The sequence below is a fragment of the Lentzea sp. NPDC036955 genome (genome assembly GCF_055608005.1).
The window spans coordinates 579,794-594,080 of sequence record NZ_JBVJRC010000007.1 but is presented as its reverse complement, the minus strand read 5'-3'; the positions used below and the strand labels follow the sequence as shown (position 1 = coordinate 594,080).

At 71.6% G+C, this 14,287-nt stretch carries 14 protein-coding genes; 11 read left to right on the top strand and 3 right to left on the bottom strand.

Annotated elements, in window-relative coordinates; genetic code table 11:
* Positions 1 to 194: 194 nt before the first annotated feature.
* The 7 genes from ACZ7CF_RS26565 (at position 195) to mnmA (ending at position 7,285) form a co-directional block, all read left to right on the top strand.
* Positions 195 to 977 (top strand): electron transfer flavoprotein subunit beta/FixA family protein, encoded by a 783-nt coding sequence (locus ACZ7CF_RS26565; RefSeq protein WP_360391353.1) that lies wholly within the window; start codon positions 195 to 197, stop codon positions 975 to 977.
* Positions 978 to 990: 13 nt separating this feature from the next.
* Entirely contained in the window at positions 991 to 1,944 is a 954-nt protein-coding gene (locus tag ACZ7CF_RS26560; RefSeq protein ID WP_458430546.1) for an electron transfer flavoprotein subunit alpha/FixB family protein, read from the top strand.
* Between the two features lie 147 nt (positions 1,945 to 2,091).
* Positions 2,092 to 2,865: a GNAT family N-acetyltransferase gene (locus ACZ7CF_RS26555; protein WP_360391346.1), complete on the top strand. Its 774-nt coding sequence runs from the start codon at positions 2,092 to 2,094 to the stop codon at positions 2,863 to 2,865.
* Entirely contained in the window at positions 2,862 to 3,734 is an 873-nt protein-coding gene (locus ACZ7CF_RS26550) for a lysophospholipid acyltransferase family protein (protein WP_470370827.1), read from the top strand. Before ACZ7CF_RS26555 ends, ACZ7CF_RS26550 begins: the two co-directional genes overlap by 4 nt.
* Entirely contained in the window at positions 3,691 to 5,034 is a 1,344-nt protein-coding gene (locus ACZ7CF_RS26545) for an MFS transporter (protein WP_458430548.1), read from the top strand. Before ACZ7CF_RS26550 ends, ACZ7CF_RS26545 begins: the two co-directional genes overlap by 44 nt.
* A complete protein-coding gene (locus ACZ7CF_RS26540; RefSeq protein WP_470370826.1) occupies positions 5,034 to 6,206 on the top strand; it encodes a cysteine desulfurase family protein in 1,173 nt (390 codons plus the stop codon). The genes ACZ7CF_RS26545 and ACZ7CF_RS26540 overlap by 1 nt, the downstream gene beginning before the upstream one ends.
* A complete protein-coding gene (gene mnmA / locus ACZ7CF_RS26535; protein ID WP_458430549.1) occupies positions 6,203 to 7,285 on the top strand; it encodes a tRNA 2-thiouridine(34) synthase MnmA in 1,083 nt (360 codons plus the stop codon). The genes ACZ7CF_RS26540 and mnmA overlap by 4 nt, the downstream gene beginning before the upstream one ends.
* A 335-nt stretch (positions 7,286 to 7,620) precedes the next feature.
* Here mnmA and ACZ7CF_RS26530 read toward each other — a convergent pair whose 3' ends face one another.
* A complete protein-coding gene (locus ACZ7CF_RS26530; protein ID WP_470370825.1) occupies positions 7,621 to 8,475 on the bottom strand; it encodes a serine/threonine dehydratase in 855 nt (284 codons plus the stop codon).
* Positions 8,472 to 8,975, bottom strand: a complete 504-nt coding sequence (locus ACZ7CF_RS26525; RefSeq protein ID WP_360391330.1) for a DUF6584 family protein — start codon at positions 8,973 to 8,975, stop codon at positions 8,472 to 8,474. The genes ACZ7CF_RS26530 and ACZ7CF_RS26525 overlap by 4 nt, the downstream gene beginning before the upstream one ends.
* Before the next feature lie 36 nt (positions 8,976 to 9,011).
* Here ACZ7CF_RS26525 and ACZ7CF_RS26520 point away from each other — a divergent pair, with 36 nt between their 5' ends.
* Positions 9,012 to 9,947 carry a hypothetical protein gene (locus tag ACZ7CF_RS26520; protein WP_470370824.1) on the top strand — a complete coding sequence of 312 codons (936 nt, stop codon included), beginning with the start codon at positions 9,012 to 9,014 and terminating at the stop codon, positions 9,945 to 9,947.
* Positions 9,948 to 10,192: 245 nt separating this feature from the next.
* Positions 10,193 to 10,591, top strand: a complete 399-nt coding sequence (locus ACZ7CF_RS26515; RefSeq protein WP_470370823.1) for a hypothetical protein — start codon at positions 10,193 to 10,195, stop codon at positions 10,589 to 10,591.
* On the opposite strand, the gene paaI is transcribed toward ACZ7CF_RS26515, so the two are convergent.
* Complete coding sequence (gene paaI, locus ACZ7CF_RS26510; protein ID WP_360391321.1) at positions 10,521 to 10,916, bottom strand: hydroxyphenylacetyl-CoA thioesterase PaaI; 396 nt, start codon at positions 10,914 to 10,916, stop codon at positions 10,521 to 10,523. The genes ACZ7CF_RS26515 and paaI overlap by 71 nt on opposite strands.
* A gap of 381 nt (positions 10,917 to 11,297) precedes the next feature.
* Here paaI and ACZ7CF_RS26505 point away from each other — a divergent pair, with 381 nt between their 5' ends.
* Together ACZ7CF_RS26505 and ACZ7CF_RS26500 are read left to right on the top strand one after the other, a co-directional pair.
* Positions 11,298 to 12,305, top strand: coding sequence for a methionine synthase (locus tag ACZ7CF_RS26505; protein WP_458434322.1), 1,008 nt, complete (start codon positions 11,298 to 11,300; stop codon positions 12,303 to 12,305).
* Positions 12,306 to 12,395: 90 nt separating this feature from the next.
* The gene (locus ACZ7CF_RS26500) at positions 12,396 to 14,249 is read left to right on the top strand and encodes a glycoside hydrolase family 9 protein (protein WP_470370822.1); all 1,854 of its coding nucleotides are present in this window, start codon (positions 12,396 to 12,398) and stop codon (positions 14,247 to 14,249) included.
* Positions 14,250 to 14,287: the final 38 nt, after the last annotated feature.

Genomic DNA, 14,287 nt, shown 5'->3' with positions numbered 1-14,287 from the left:
GCCCGAATGGGGTACGTCTCAATCGGTGGTGCGACCGGGTGAGAACCGTCACGCTAGCGGAGTGCTTGCTCCCGTTTGCACCGCTGCTACTGGCGGGTAACATCCGGGTGATGGCAGGGTCGTGAACACCCGGCGGCGCAGTTCTGAAGTCCTCTGCGCGTCGCCGCCCGTCCGCAGGAGGTCGAAGAGGACCTATGAACATTGTTGTCCTGGTCAAGCAGGTGCCTGACACCTGGTCCGAGCGCAAGCTCACCGACGCCGACCACACCCTTGACCGCGAGTCCGCGGATGCAGTGCTCGACGAGATCAACGAGCGCGCCGTCGAAGAGGCCCTGCAGCTGCAGGAGGCCCACGGCGGTGAGGTGACCGTGATCGCGATGGGTCCCGACCGCGCCACCGACGCCATCCGCAAGGCCCTCTCGATGGGTGCCGACAAGGCCATCCACGTGAACGACGAGGCGCTGCACGGCTCCGACTCGCTGGCCACCGCGAAGGTCCTCGCCAAGGCCATCGGCACCGTCGAGGGCGTGGACCTCGTCATCGCCGGCAACGAGGCGACCGACGGCCGCGCGGGCGCCGTCCCGGCCATCATCGCCGAGCTGCTGGGCCTGCCGCAGGTCACCCAGCTGCGCAAGGTCACCGTCGAGGGCACCACGATCAAGGGCGAGCGCGAGACCGACGAGGGCGTCGCGTTCCTCGAGGCGTCGCTGCCCGCCGTGATCTCGGTGACCGAGAAGATCAACGAGCCGCGCTACCCCTCCTTCAAGGGCATCATGGCCGCGAAGAAGAAGCCCGTCTCCACGGTCTCGATCGCGGACCTGGGCGTCGACGCGGCCGAGGTCGGCCTGTCCGGTGCGTGGACCCAGGTGCTCGAAGCGGCCCCGAAGCCGCCGCGCACCGCCGGTCAGCGCGTCGAGGACGGCGGCGACGGCGGCGCGAAGATCGCCGAGTACCTCGTCGGCCAGAAGCTCATCTGAGGGAGTGGAAACCATGTCTGAAGTACTGGTCCTGGTCGACCACGTCGACGGCGAGGTCAAGAAGGTCAGCTACGAGCTGCTCACGGCCGCCCGTCGCCTCGGCACCCCGTCCGCGGTCGTCGTCGGTGCCCCCGGCACCGCCGCCAAGGTCCGCGAGTCGCTCGGCAGGTACGGCGCGGCCAAGGTCTACGCCGTCGAGTCCGACGACGCCGTCAACTACCTGGTGACGCCGAAGGTCGACGCGCTCGCCGCCCTCGCCCCGAACGCCGCCGCGGTGCTCGTCTCCGCGACCGCAGAGGGCAAGGAGGTCGCGGGCCGCCTGGCCGTGCGCATCGGCTCCGGCTGGCTCGTCGACGTCGTGGACGTCGAGGCCGACGGCACCGGCGTGCAGTCCATCTTCGGTGGCGCGTTCGTCGTCAAGGCGAAGGTCAGCCAGGGCACCCCGGTCATCACGGTCCGCCCCGGCGGCGTCGACGCCGAGGAGTCCGCCGCGGACGCCGCGCTCGACGAGTCGGTCTCCGTGTCCGTGGACACCGCCAAGGCCGCCCGCGTCACCTCCCGCGAGGCCGTGGTCGGCGGCGACCGCCCCGAGCTCACCGAGGCCTCCGTGGTCGTCTCCGGTGGCCGCGGCGTCGGCTCCGCCGAGAAGTTCTCCGTCGTCGAGGAGCTCGCCGACTCGCTCGGTGCCGCCGTCGGTGCCTCGCGCGCCGCGGTCGACTCCGGCTACTACCCGCACCAGTTCCAGGTGGGCCAGACCGGCAAGACGGTCTCGCCGCAGCTGTACGTGGCGCTGGGCATCTCCGGTGCCATCCAGCACCGCGCGGGCATGCAGACCTCGAAGACGATCGTCGCGGTCAACAAGGACCCCGAGGCCCCGATCTTCGAGATCGCCGACTTCGGCGTGGTGGGCGACCTGTTCGCCGTCGCACCGCAGCTGACCGGCGAGGTCCAGAAGCGCAAGGGCTGAGCACGACCAGCTCACCGGAAGGGCCGTCCCGTGCGCGGGGCGGCCCTTCCGCGTGCGCGGGCACCACCGGCTCTTCACCCGACTGCCACTGACCGGTCATCGTTGTGCCCTGCTGTCATTCGCCAACGCGGGATCACCCTGGTGCGCATGACGCAGCCGGAACTGCTTGTCAGCACCCCCGCCCGGCAGGGTGAGGACGTTCCCCGCTACTCCCTCCTCGTCGCCAGGGACGGCGCCGAGGTCGTCGCCGCGCAGAAACTGCGCCACGAGGTGTTCGCCGGTGAGATGGGCGCGACGCTGACCACGAGCGTGCCCGGCCACGACGTCGACGAGTTCGACCGGCACTGCGACCACCTGGTGGTGCGCGACGACCGCACCGGCCAGATCGTCGGCGGCTACCGGATGCTGCCGCCGGAGCGCGCCAGGGAGGCCGGGCGGCTCTACGCCGACACCGAGTTCGACCTCGCCAACCTCGACCACATCCGGCACACCACGGTCGAGACCGGCCGGTCGTGCGTGCACCCCGACCACCGCAACGGCGCCGTCGTGAGCCTCGTGTGGGCCGGCATCGCGCGCTACATGCTGCTGAGCGGCCACAAGTGGCTCGTCGGCTGCGCCAGCATCCCGTTGCAGGACGGCGGTGCTCTCGCGGCCGGGGTGTGGGACACCGTGCACGCCAAGCACTACGCGCCCGAGCAGTACCGCGTGACGCCGCACCGGCCGTGGGACGTCGACGCGGTCGAGCGGCCCGCCAGGACCGTGCTGCCGCCGCTGCTCAAGGGGTACCTGCGGCTCGGCGCCCGGATCTGCGGGCGGCCCGCGCTCGACGCCGACTTCGGGGTGGCCGACCTGTTCATCCTGCTCGGCATGGACCACGTGGACCAGCGGTACCTGAGGTTCTTCCTGGGGGAGACGTCGTGAGCCACGCCTGGATGCCCGCCTCGCCGTGCGGCGACGGGTGCGTCGGGTCGGCCCCGCGGACCGCGGGCGGGGTCAGGCAGCTCTGGCGTGCCGTCACGGCCCTGACGGCACTGCTGTGCGGCGTGGGGATCGTCCTCGCGTTGCTGCTGCCGCGCGCACAGCGGGAAACCGTGGTGCGGCTGTGGTTCCACGCCCTGCTGCGCGCGTTCGGCGTGCGCCTGGAGGTCCACGGCGCCCGCAGGTTCCAGGAGGTGCCGCAACGCGGTGTGCTCGTCGCCAGCAACCACGTGTCGTGGCTGGACGAGCTCGCGATCGACGCGGTGCAGCCCATCCGGATCGTCGCCAAGAAGGACATCAAGGGCTGGCCGGTGCTCGGCCGGATCATCACCGCGGCCGGCACCGTCTACCTCGACCGCGAACGGCTGCGCGAGCTGCCGCGGACTGTCGCCGAGCTGGCGGCGACCCTGCGCGCCGGGTCCGCCGTCGGCATCCACGCCGAGGGCACCACGTGGTGCGGGCTCGCCTCCGGGCGCTACCGGCCGGCGTTGTTCCAGGCCGCCCTGGACGCCGGTGTGCCGGTGCGGCCGATCGTGCTGCGCTACCGGGTCGACGGCCACGTGAGCACGCAGCCCGCGTTCATCGGCAGCGACACCCTGGTCGACTCGATCCGCCGGGTGCTGCGGGTGAGGGGCCTCACCGTCGAGGTGCACGTGCTCGACGAGATCGCCCCCGGCCGCGCGGAGAACCGCAGGCAGCTCGCAAAACTTGCACAAGAGCAATCAAATCGCTTGACCTCGACCGAACTGGAAGTTGCACGATCTACCGGTGACACTCACCGCGCCCCGGCCGTCTCGCCTCTGGTCGCCTGACCGCCGCTGGCCCACGACGGGCATCGTCCTGCTGGTCACGCTCCTCGCCTTCGAGGCGATGGGCGTCGGCACGGCGATGCCCACCATGGTCCGCGAGCTGCACGGCGAGGCGCTGTACGCGTGGCCGTTCCTCGCGAACCTCGCGGCGAGCGTCATGGCCACCGTCTTCTCCGGCCGTCTGTCGGACCGGCGCGGCCCCAAGCCCGCCGTGCTGATCGGCGTGAGCCTGTTCCTCGCCGGCCTGGTCGTCGCGGGCGTCGCGGAGAACATGACCGTGCTGCTGGCGGGCAGGGCCCTGCAGGGCCTCGGCGCCGGCTTCCTGATCGTCGCGATCTACGTCGTCATCGCCTTGGCCTACCCGGAGAGCGACCGGCCCGCGGTGTTCGGCGCGTTGTCGGCGGCCTGGGTTGTGCCGTCGCTCGTCGGACCCGCCGTCGCCGGGTGGGCCACCGAGCACCTGACCTGGCGGCTCGTGTTCCTCGCGATCGTCCCGCTCGTGCTCGTCGGCAGCGTGCTGCTGGTCCCGGTGCTCAGGAAGCTGCCACCGCACACCGCGACCCCGCCGGTGCGCCGGTTCCTGCCCGCCGCCGCGCTGGCCGCCGGTGCCGGGGTGGCGAGCCTGAGCTGGGCGTTGCAGCACCGCACGTGGTGGCTGCTCGCCGTCGCGCTGCTGCTCCTCACACCCGCGGTGCGCATCCTGCTGCCCAAGGGCACGCTGATCGCCCGCCGAGGCCTCCCCGTCACGATCCTCGCCCGCGGCCTGCTCGCCGGCACGTTCTTCGCGGTCGAGAGCTTCATCCCGCTCACGCTGACCGTCGTGCACGGCTACTCGCCGCTGGAGGCCGGCATCCCGCTCACGGTGAGCGCCCTCGGCTGGGCCGGCGCGTCGATGTGGGCGTCGCGGCACCCCGAGATCGAGCGCTACACCCTCGTGCGGACCGGGTTCCTGTTCACGGCGGCCGGCATGGCGGCCGTGACGCTCGTCGCACCCTCGTGGGGTCCGGCCTGGCTGACGTTCCTGCTGTGGGCCGTCGCGGGCGCCGGCATGGGCATGGCGACCTCCAGCGTCGGCGTGCTGATGATGGCCGCCTCACCCGAGCAGGACCGCGGCTTCAACTCGGCTGCCCTGCAGATCTCCGACATGCTGGGCTCCGCGACCATGATCGGACTCGGCGGTGTGCTGGTGCTGGCGACCGCCCCCACGGCGGGCGTGGTGGTGCTGAACCTGTCGATGGCGGCGTTGGCCGTGGTGGGAGCGGTTCTGACCGGGCCCCGCATGCGGGCTACGCTGGAGCCCTGATGGCTTATCTCGACCACGCTGCCACGACCCCGATGCACCCCGAGGCGGTCGCGGCCATGACCGAGGCGTTGTCCACCACGGGCAACGCCTCGTCGCTGCACACCTCCGGCCGGCGGGCGCGGCGTGCGGTCGAGGAGGCGCGGGAGAACATCGCCGACGCCCTCGGCGCCCGGCCGTCCGAGGTGCTGTTCACCGGCGGCGGCACCGAAAGCGACAACCTCGCGGTCAAGGGCGTCTACTGGGCCCGCGAGGGCAAGCGCCGCGTGCTCGCCTCGGCCGTGGAGCACCACGCGGTCCTCGACGCCGTCGAGTGGCTGGAGCAGCAGGGCGCCGAGGTCACCTGGCTACCGGCCGACCGGTTCGGCCGGGTGTCCGCCGAGTCGGTGCGCGAGGCGCTGGACGACGACGTGGCGCTCGTCACGACCATGTGGGCGAACAACGAGGTCGGCACCATCAACCCGGTGCACGACATCGCGGCGTTGTGCGCCGAGCGCGGTGTGCCGTTCCACACGGACGCCGTGCAGGCGGTGGGCGCGGTGCCGGTGCACTTCGCCGCGTCCGGCGCGTCCGCGCTGACCATGACCGGCCACAAGGTCGGCGGCCCCTACGGCGTCGGCGTGCTGCTGCTCGCGCGTGACGTGAAGTGCACGCCCCTGCTGCACGGCGGCGGCCAGGAACGCGACGTCCGCTCCGGCACCCTGGACGTGCCGTCGATCGTCGGCCTCGCCCGCGCCGTCCGCATCGCCGTGGAGGAGCAGGAACAGCGCGCCGCCGAGCTGGTCGCGTTGCGCGAGGAGCTGATCGCCTCGGTGCGCGCGGTGGTGCCGGACGTGGTCGTCAACGGCGACCCGGTCGACCGGCTGCCCGGCAACGCACACCTGACGTTCCCCGGCTGCGAGGGCGACAGCCTGCTGATGCTGCTCGACGCACGCGGCGTCGAGTGCTCCACGGGCTCCGCCTGCACCGCGGGCGTCGCGCAACCGTCGCACGTGCTGCTGGCGATGGGCGTCGAACCCGCGCCGGCACGCGGATCTTTGAGGTTCTCCCTCGGGCACACCTCGACGCGTGCCGACGTCGAGGAGTTGGCGGGCGTGATCGGTCCCGTGGTCGAACGCGCGCGCACGGCAGGTCTGGCAGGCATGAGGCGTTCCCGGAAGGTGGTCAAGCAGTGAAGGTCCTCGCGGCGATGAGCGGCGGTGTCGACTCCGCGGTGGCGGCGGCCCGCGCCGTTGAAGCGGGACACGACGTGACGGGCGTGCACCTGGCCCTGTCCGCCAAGCCCGGCACCCTCCGCACCGGCGCCCGCGGCTGCTGCACCGTCGAGGACGCCCACGACGCCCGCCGCGCCGCCGACCTGATGGGCATCCCGTTCTACGTCTGGGACTTCGCCGAGCGCTTCACCGAGGACGTCGTCGAGGACTTCGTCGCCGAGTACGCCGCCGGCCGCACCCCGAACCCGTGCCTGCGCTGCAACGAGCGCATCAAGTTCGAGGCGTTGCTGGACAAGGCCATCGCCCTCGGCTTCGACGCGGTCTGCACCGGCCACTACGCCCGCCTGCAGGTGGTCGGCGGCCGCCCCGAGCTCCGCCGCGCGGCCGACCTCGGCAAGGACCAGTCGTACGTGCTGGCCTCCCTGACCGCCGACCAGCTCGCCCACGCCATGTTCCCCCTGGGCGACACGACGAAGGACGACGTGCGCACCGAAGCCGCAGCGCGCGGCCTGTCGGTCGCGAAGAAGCCCGACTCGCACGACATCTGCTTCATCCCGGACGGCGACACCCAGAAGTTCCTCGCCTCCCGCATGGAGACCAAGCCCGGCCTGCTGATCGACGACGCGACCGGCGCCGTGCTCGGCCGGCACGCGGGCGTGCACGAGTTCACCATCGGCCAGCGCAAGGGCCTGGGCATCGACGGTCCCGCTCCCGACGGCCGGCCCCGCTACGTGCTGGCCCTGGAGCCCGTCTCCGGCAACGTCCGGGTCGGCTCGGTGGAGAAGCTGGCGGTCACGGGCATCTCGGCTTCCTCGCCGATCACGCACGTCGACCTGGACGGTCCCGTGGAGTGCGTCGCCCAGGTGCGCGCGCACGGCGGTACCTCGTCCGCCGTGGCCGAGGTGGTCGGCGGTGTGTTGCGGGTGCAGCTGCGGGAGCCGTTGAAGGGTGTGGCGCCCGGGCAGGCGGTGGCGATCTACCGGCCCGATGCCGGCGGTGACGTGGTGCTGGCCAGTGCGACGATCGACGCGACCAGCTGATTCGCTGGGCCTGTCGGTGTTGGGTTGTCGCCCGGTCGGGTGATGTGTGTCCGGAAACGCTCGCTCGCTCGCCCCGTGGGGGAAGAGGAACGCGGGGTGGCACGGCGGTCGCGGTGGTTCCGGGGTGTGCGGGCTCGTGGGGTCAGGACTGGCGGTGGGCCGCGTCAGTCCCTGGCGCTCAGCCCGTCCGCGCTCAGCCCGTCCGCGCTCAGCCAGCCGCGACCAGCTCACCTGCGCTCGCCTAGTTGCGTTCGCCCGCCCGCGCTCAGCCACCCGCATTCAGCCCAGCCGCACTCAGCCCAGCCGCGCTCGGCCCAGCGGCGACCAGCCCGCCCTCACCCCGGCAACCACTCCGAGTTCGCTCCACACAGGAGCACACAGGGAAGCTCCCCAGGAACCTCCCCCTTGAGGAACCCCGCAAACGCCACCGCCCCAGCCGGCTCCACCGCCAACCGGAACTCCTCCCACAGCCGATCCCGCGCAGCCAGCAGCTCCGCGTCGGACACGAGCACCGACGTGACGTTGTGGCGCTGCAACACCTCCAGCGGCACCGTGCCCACCTGCGTCGCCCCGAGTGCCGACGCCGCAACGGAGTCCACCGGGCCGTCCACGGGCTCACCGGCTTCGAGGCCGCGGCGCACGGCGCAGCAGCCGGACGGCTCGACGTTCACGATCAAGCGACCGCCAGAGGCCAGTGCGGCGCCGGCGATCAGGCCGCCGCCGCCCGAGGCGATCGCGATCGTGTCCACCTCGGGCACGTCCTCGACGATCTCGCGGGTCACCGTGGACTGTCCCTCGATGACGACCGGGTCGTTGTAGGCCTCGACGTAGAGCGGGCCGAGGTCGCGGGCTGCGGCTGCGGCCTCGGCGTAGGTGGTGCCGTGGCGGATCAGCTTGGCGCCCAACGCCTCGATGCGGCGGGTCTTCGCCTCGGGGGCGGTCATCGGCACGAAGACGGTGGCGTGCATGCCGAGCAGGTGCGCGGCCTGGGCGACGGCGATGCCGTGGTTGCCGCCGGAGGCGGTGACGACCTCGTCCACGCCGGACAGGGTGAGGAGCTTGTTGACCGCGCCGCGGACCTTGAACGAACCGGTGAGCTGGAGGTGCTCCAGCTTGAACACCACCGGGCGACCGTCCACAGCGGTGCGCAGGACCGGGGTGCGGCGCACGTGGTCAGAAAGCGTTCTCATGTGACCAGCTTCCACAAGAACTGCGCCAGAGTCACGATTCCCAGCAGGAAACACACGATGACGAACGTCCCACCGGCCATCACGAGCAGGCAGGCGCCCCAGGACGTCTCCTCCCGCGGGGTCGCGTCGAGCTCGTGCTGCAGCTCGACGCGCGCCTCCAGGTACAGCGACGCGAGGCGGGTGCGAGCGGCCTCGGTCGGGGCCTCCTCCACACGGCCGGCCCAGTTCAGCGCGACGAGGCGGACCTGCGCGCGGCGGTAGGCGCGTTCGAACGCCAGGGTTTCCTCGGGGTCGCGGTCGTCGGAGAGGTACGTCCAGCGACCGGCCTGCGCGGGCTGGCCGAGCACGCGGTACGCCTCGGCGAGGCGGTCGCGCAGGTCGAGCCGGTGGGGGTAGGTGCCGACGAGTCCCGCGAGGCGTTGACGTGCGCGGAGCACGTTCGCGAGGTCGCCGCGCCGCAGCTCCTCGGCCGCTTTGTTGAGCGTCAGCTCTACCGGCATGCCGAGTAGTTTCGCAGGCGCGGCTAGCTTTGACCCGTGTTCGTCCTGTCGCTTGTGGTGTCCGGCCTCGCGTGGTGGCTCGGCCTCTACCTGCTCGCCCGCGATCCCGCCAAGCCCGTGCTGTGGTGGTCCGGCGCCGGTCTCGTCGGATGTGCGGCACTCGTCGTCATGCCTCATCCTGTGCTGTTGGGCGTGCCCGCACTCGCGTGGACTGGGGCGATCCTGGTGCTGGCACGGCCGGAGCTCGTCCGCTGGTGGATCTTCGCGGTGGTGCCGGTCTTCGCCGCGGCGCTGTGGCTGCCGTGGGTCGTGCTGCTCCCGCTGGCCGCGGCGACTGCGCTGGCGGCGGGGAAGCGTGCCTATTTTTCACTCGTTGGGGTGATGTTCGCGCTCTCAGCGGCGGCGTTCCTGCTCGATTGGGTACCCACCGCGGTCGCGTTGCCGGCGATCGGACTCGACGTGCTGCTGTTCGGCGTGCTCGTCGCCGTCACGGACGCGGTCGAGGAAGGGCAGGCGATCCGCGCCGACATGCTGCGCTCGCTGGTGATCTCCGGTTTCACCGCCGTCCTGTTCGGTTCGCAGGTGCTGCTCTTCGACGGCCCGCAGCTCCTCGCCTGCACGACGGTCGCCGCCGCCATCGCGGTCCAGGTGCTGGCGAACCCGCTCGCCGCCGCCGTCGACCGCCTCGCCGTGCCCGCCGTCGCCGCCGAACGCGCCGAGCTCCGCGACGCGGCCGAGGCGCTGCCCAGGCAACGCCCGCTGGTGACCGAGGACGAGGCCGAGTTCGCGCGGCTGACCCGCAGGGCGCTCAGCCATTACGGCGACCTCGGAAAGCTCGTCGCGAGCCCGTTGATCGCGCTGACCGAGGAAGCACCGCCGCTCGACCGCGCGGCACAGCTGAAATCCATGTTGCTGACGAGCATCCAACGGCTCAAGCCCGCGGACGGCGATTTCGGCACGAGCGACGAATAGCGTTATTACAACGCCCTGTACTTCTACTACGTCAAGGGAATCCGGCCGTACTCGGTCCGCACCAAGCGCGAGGACCTCGACGCCGAGGACCGCCGCGCGCTGCAGTGGTTCGTGGCACAGGTGCCCGAGCGCACCCTCCACAACTGGCAGAACGCGGCCGCCCGGCTGGTCGCGGCGGACCTGGTGGCAGGAGTCGGCAGCGCTTGACGTGGTCCTGGCAGTGATCACCGGGCCACGGTCGGGCCATGTTGAAATTCGCCTTGAAACTCGACGGTGTCGCTTCGTTCGGCCTGGGCCTGCTGACCCTCCTGATCCGCCCGGAGGTGGGAATGCCGGTGGGCTGGCAGATCGGGCTCGGTGCTTTCTGCGTCGTTTACGGCGCGGGCGTGTTCTTCCTCGGAACGCGCGCCGTCCCGGACCGCCGGATCGTGCTGCTGGTCATCATCGGAAACGCGGTGTGGGCGCTCGACAGCATTCTCACCGCGGAGCTGGAGTGGTTCCCGCTGACCGGTCTCGGCGTCGCGCTGGTGCTCGCCCAGGGCCTCGCGGTGCTCGGGTTCGCGGTGCTGCAGCTCATCGGTCTGCGGCGCGCAACGTCCGGGACCGGCCCCGGAACTCAGCCACGACCTCGGACCCTCGCCTGACCGTGATGTCGTAGATCCCGCTGCGGCCGAACCGGGTCCGTTCCACCGCCTCCGCCACGAGCTCGTCGCCCGCGTGCACCGGCCGGATGAAGTCGATCTCGGCCGTGGCGGCGACGGTGACGGACCCAGCCCTGTTGCAGGCGCACGCGAACGCCGAGTCGGCCAGCAGGAAGACGTAACCGCCGTGCGCGATGCCGTGCCCGTTCAGCATCAGCTCGGTCACCGTCATCCGCAGCACCGCGTACCCGTCGCGCAGCTCGACCGGCGTGATGCCCAGGGCGGTGGAGGCCTTGTCCGCGGCCAGCATCTCAGCAGGACCATTCATTCGTGGCAGCGTAATCACCCTGGCGGTGGTGTCACCCCGCGTCGACCCGGCCTTACTGTCCGAATGCTTGATCGCTCAAAACGGAGGTGGTCATCATGGGTGGATGCTCTTGCTGCGGCGGGTGCACGGGTCCGGGCTGCGGGTGCTGCAGCAGCTGTTAGGAGGCTCGGACAGGACGAACGAGGGCCGGCGCGGTGAACTCCGCGCCGGCCCTCGCCGTCGCCGGGTGGGGAGTGGTGCGGGAACGCGGGGCGCGTCGCGCTCCCACACCACGTGCGGGGAGGTGCTCGCACGCTCGGCACCTGCTCAATCACGGTAAGTGGCCTAGACCATGGCGTCAATGGGTCTAGACCTCTTCTGTCCGCAGGACAGTGGAACAATCTGCCGGTGCGCGGAGCAACTGGAATCGGATCGCTGCCCGGAACCGACATCGACGAGGCGGCGCGGGTGGTCGTCGGCGAGCTGCCGGAACTGCCGCACGTGCCGGAGCTGCCTGCGCGGGGGGTGGGCGCGGACATGATCGGCCGCACCGCCGGCCTGCTCGTCGACCTCGCGATCGAGGTGATCACGTCCGGCTACCGGGTGACGCCGCGGCCCGGCCGTGACCACCGCCGTGCCGTCGACCTGCTGCGCGGTGACCTGGACGCGTTCGACGAGGCGCTGGAACGCGCGGGTGCGAGCCCGGACACGGTCAAGGTGCAGGCGGCGGGGCCGTGGACGCTGATGTCGAACATCGAGCTGATGCGCGGGCATCGGGTGCTCACGGACCGCGGCGCCGTGAAGGAGTTCGCCGAGTCGCTGGCGGAAGGCCTGCGCCGGCACGCGGCCGAGGTCGCCAGGCGCACCGGCGCGAAGGTCGTGGTGCAGCTCGACGAACCCGGCCTGCCCGCCGTGCTGGAAGGGCTGCTGCCGACCCCGTCGAAGCTCGGGACGGTGCCCGCGGTGCCCGGTCCGGACGCGCGCGCGGTGCTCGCCACCGTCATCGAGGCGCTCGACGGCCACGAGGTGCTCGTCCACTGCTGTGCGCCGCAGCCGCCGCTGACGCTGCTGCGGGAGGCGGGCGCGGCGGCCATCGCGTTCGACCTGACCCTGGTCAAGGGTGCCGCGGCGCTCGACGAGATCGGCGAGACCTGGGAGGCGGGCACGACGCTCGCGCTCGGGCTGGTGCCGAGCACCGACCCCGGCACGCCGGTGACGTTGAAGGACGTCGGGCAGCGGGCGTTCACGCTGGCCGACCGGCTGGGCTTCCCGCGGTCGGTCCTCGCGGAGAAGGCGCTGCCGACGCCGACGTGCGGCCTGGCCGGTGCCACGTCCGGGTGGGTCAAGCGCTCGCTCGCCCTGACGCGGGACCTCTCCTCGGCGTTCGTGGAGCCACCTGAGGGCTGGTGATGTCCGGTTTGTGGAGCTAGTCTGCTGCGAACTATTAGGAAACTTTCTTAACCGTAGGCCACCGCCGGGCCTGGATCGGGAGTTCCGAACATGCGCATCAGACGTGCGGCGCTCGTCGCCGCAGTGCTCACCGGTGTGGTCGTGGCACCTGCCGAGGCGGCCCCCGCCTCCCACATCAGGCTCGACCAGGTCGGGTTCGGCACCGCCGAGGCGAAACACGCCTACGTGCTCGGTGGTGCCGCGAACGCGCGGTTCTCCGTGGTCGACAGCCGCGGCCGGACCGTGCTGACCGGGCGGACGGGTGCCTCGACCGGGGCGTGGAGCGCGAAGTTCCCGGCAGTGCACCCGATCGACCTCTCCGGCGTGCGAAAAGCGGGGACGTACCGGGTCAAGGTCGGCTCGGCGACCTCCGCGGCGTTCCGGGTCGACTCGCTGAACCGGCTGTTCGCGCCGGTCGCCCGCAACACCGTCGAGTTCTTCCAGGCCCAGCGCGACGGTGCCGACGTCGTCCCCGGCCGGCTGAACCGCAAGCCCGCGCACCTCACCGACCGCGAGGCGCTCGTCTACGAGGAGCCGGTGTTCGCGGGCGAGGGCGGTGACCAGATCGCGGCGCCGTTGCAGCCCACCGGCGCCAAGGTCGACCTCGAAGGCGGCTGGTTCGACGCGGGCGACTTCGTGAAGTTCACCCACGCCTCGTCGTACTCCACGGCGTCGATGCTGCTCGCGTTGCGCAACAAGCACGACGACGCGCTGTACGAAGAGGCCGAGTTCGGGCTCAGGTGGCTCGACAAGGCCTGGGACGAGCAGACCGGCACCCTCTACGCCCAGGTGGGCATCGGCACCGGCTCCGCGGAGTTCGGCTTCGTCGGCGACCACGACGTGTGGCGGCTCCCCGAGGCCGACGACAGGCTCGACGTGAAGCCCGGCGACAGCGAGTACTTCATCAAGTACCGCCCCGTCTTCCGCGCGAACGCCGCCGGCGAGAAGATCAGCCCCAACCTGGTCGGCCGGGTGGCCGGCTCGTTCGCGCTGGCCGCGCAGGTCGAGGCCCGCAAGAACCCGCGCCTGGCCCGCGCGCACCTGGACAAGGCCGCGCGGCTGTTCTCGCTCGCCAAGACCGAGGACGTCGGACAGCTCGTCACGGCGTTCCCGCACGCCTACTACCCGGAACCGTCGTGGACCGACGACCTGGAGTTCGGCGCCACCCAGCTCGCGCTGGCCGCGAAGGCGTTGAACGACAAGCGGTACCAGCAGTTCGCGAAGGCCGCCACGCACTGGGCCAAGGAGTTCCTCGCGACGAACGACCCGGACACGTTGAACGTCTACAACATCTCCGCGCTCGCCCACGCCGACCTCGCGAAGCTGCTGAAGGCGGGCGTCCACGGTGCCGAGGTGACCGAGGCCCAGGTCGTGGGGGACCTGCGGCGCCAGCTGCAGCAGGGCGCCGACGCGGCCAAGAACTCACCGTTCCGCACCGCCGCGAACGTCGAGACCTGGGACGTCGGCTCGCGCACGTTCGGCTTCATCACCACGGCCGCGCTCTACCGGAAGCTGACCGGTGACACGAGGTACCAGACGTTCGGCACGCAGCAGCGCGGGTTCGCGCTCGGCACCAACGCCTGGGGCACCTCGCTGATCGTCGGTGTCGGCGCGAAGTTCCCCGAGTGCCCGCACCACCAGGCGGCCAACCTCTCCGGCTCGCCGAACGGCGGCGCGAAGGTGCTGGTCGGCGCCGTGATCAACGGACCGAACGACGCCTCCCTGTTCGGCGACCTCGGCGAGATGCCGCCGGGCTCCGTGGACTGCACCAAGCCGTACACCCGGGAGTTCGACTCCGCGAAGTCCGTGTTCGCCGATGACCTGCGGTCGTGGCCGAGCTCCGAGCCGGCCATCGACTTCACGGCGACGGGCGTGCTGGGCTTCTCGCTGATCGCGCACGGGTGATCGCGCACGGCTGAGTGGCGGCGGCGCGGGCCTGGGTG

What these genes read in the sequence shown, in the direction of transcription:
- ACZ7CF_RS26565 (WP_360391353.1), top strand. Translation starts at nt 195, where the DNA reads ATGAACATTGTTGTCCTGGTCAAGCAGGTGCCTGACACCTGGTCCGAG.
- ACZ7CF_RS26560 (WP_458430546.1), top strand. Translation starts at nt 991, where the DNA reads ATGTCTGAAGTACTGGTCCTGGTCGACCACGTCGACGGCGAGGTCAAG.
- ACZ7CF_RS26555 (WP_360391346.1), top strand. Translation starts at nt 2,092, where the DNA reads ATGACGCAGCCGGAACTGCTTGTCAGCACCCCCGCCCGGCAGGGTGAG.
- ACZ7CF_RS26540 (WP_470370826.1), top strand. Translation starts at nt 5,034, where the DNA reads ATGGCTTATCTCGACCACGCTGCCACGACCCCGATGCACCCCGAGGCG.
- ACZ7CF_RS26530 (WP_470370825.1), bottom strand. Translation starts at nt 8,475, where the DNA reads ATGAGAACGCTTTCTGACCACGTGCGCCGCACCCCGGTCCTGCGCACC.
- ACZ7CF_RS26525 (WP_360391330.1), bottom strand. Translation starts at nt 8,975, where the DNA reads ATGCCGGTAGAGCTGACGCTCAACAAAGCGGCCGAGGAGCTGCGGCGC.
- ACZ7CF_RS26515 (WP_470370823.1), top strand. Translation starts at nt 10,193, where the DNA reads ATGTTGAAATTCGCCTTGAAACTCGACGGTGTCGCTTCGTTCGGCCTG.
- paaI (WP_360391321.1), bottom strand. Translation starts at nt 10,916, where the DNA reads ATGAATGGTCCTGCTGAGATGCTGGCCGCGGACAAGGCCTCCACCGCC.
- ACZ7CF_RS26500 (WP_470370822.1), top strand. Translation starts at nt 12,396, where the DNA reads ATGCGCATCAGACGTGCGGCGCTCGTCGCCGCAGTGCTCACCGGTGTG.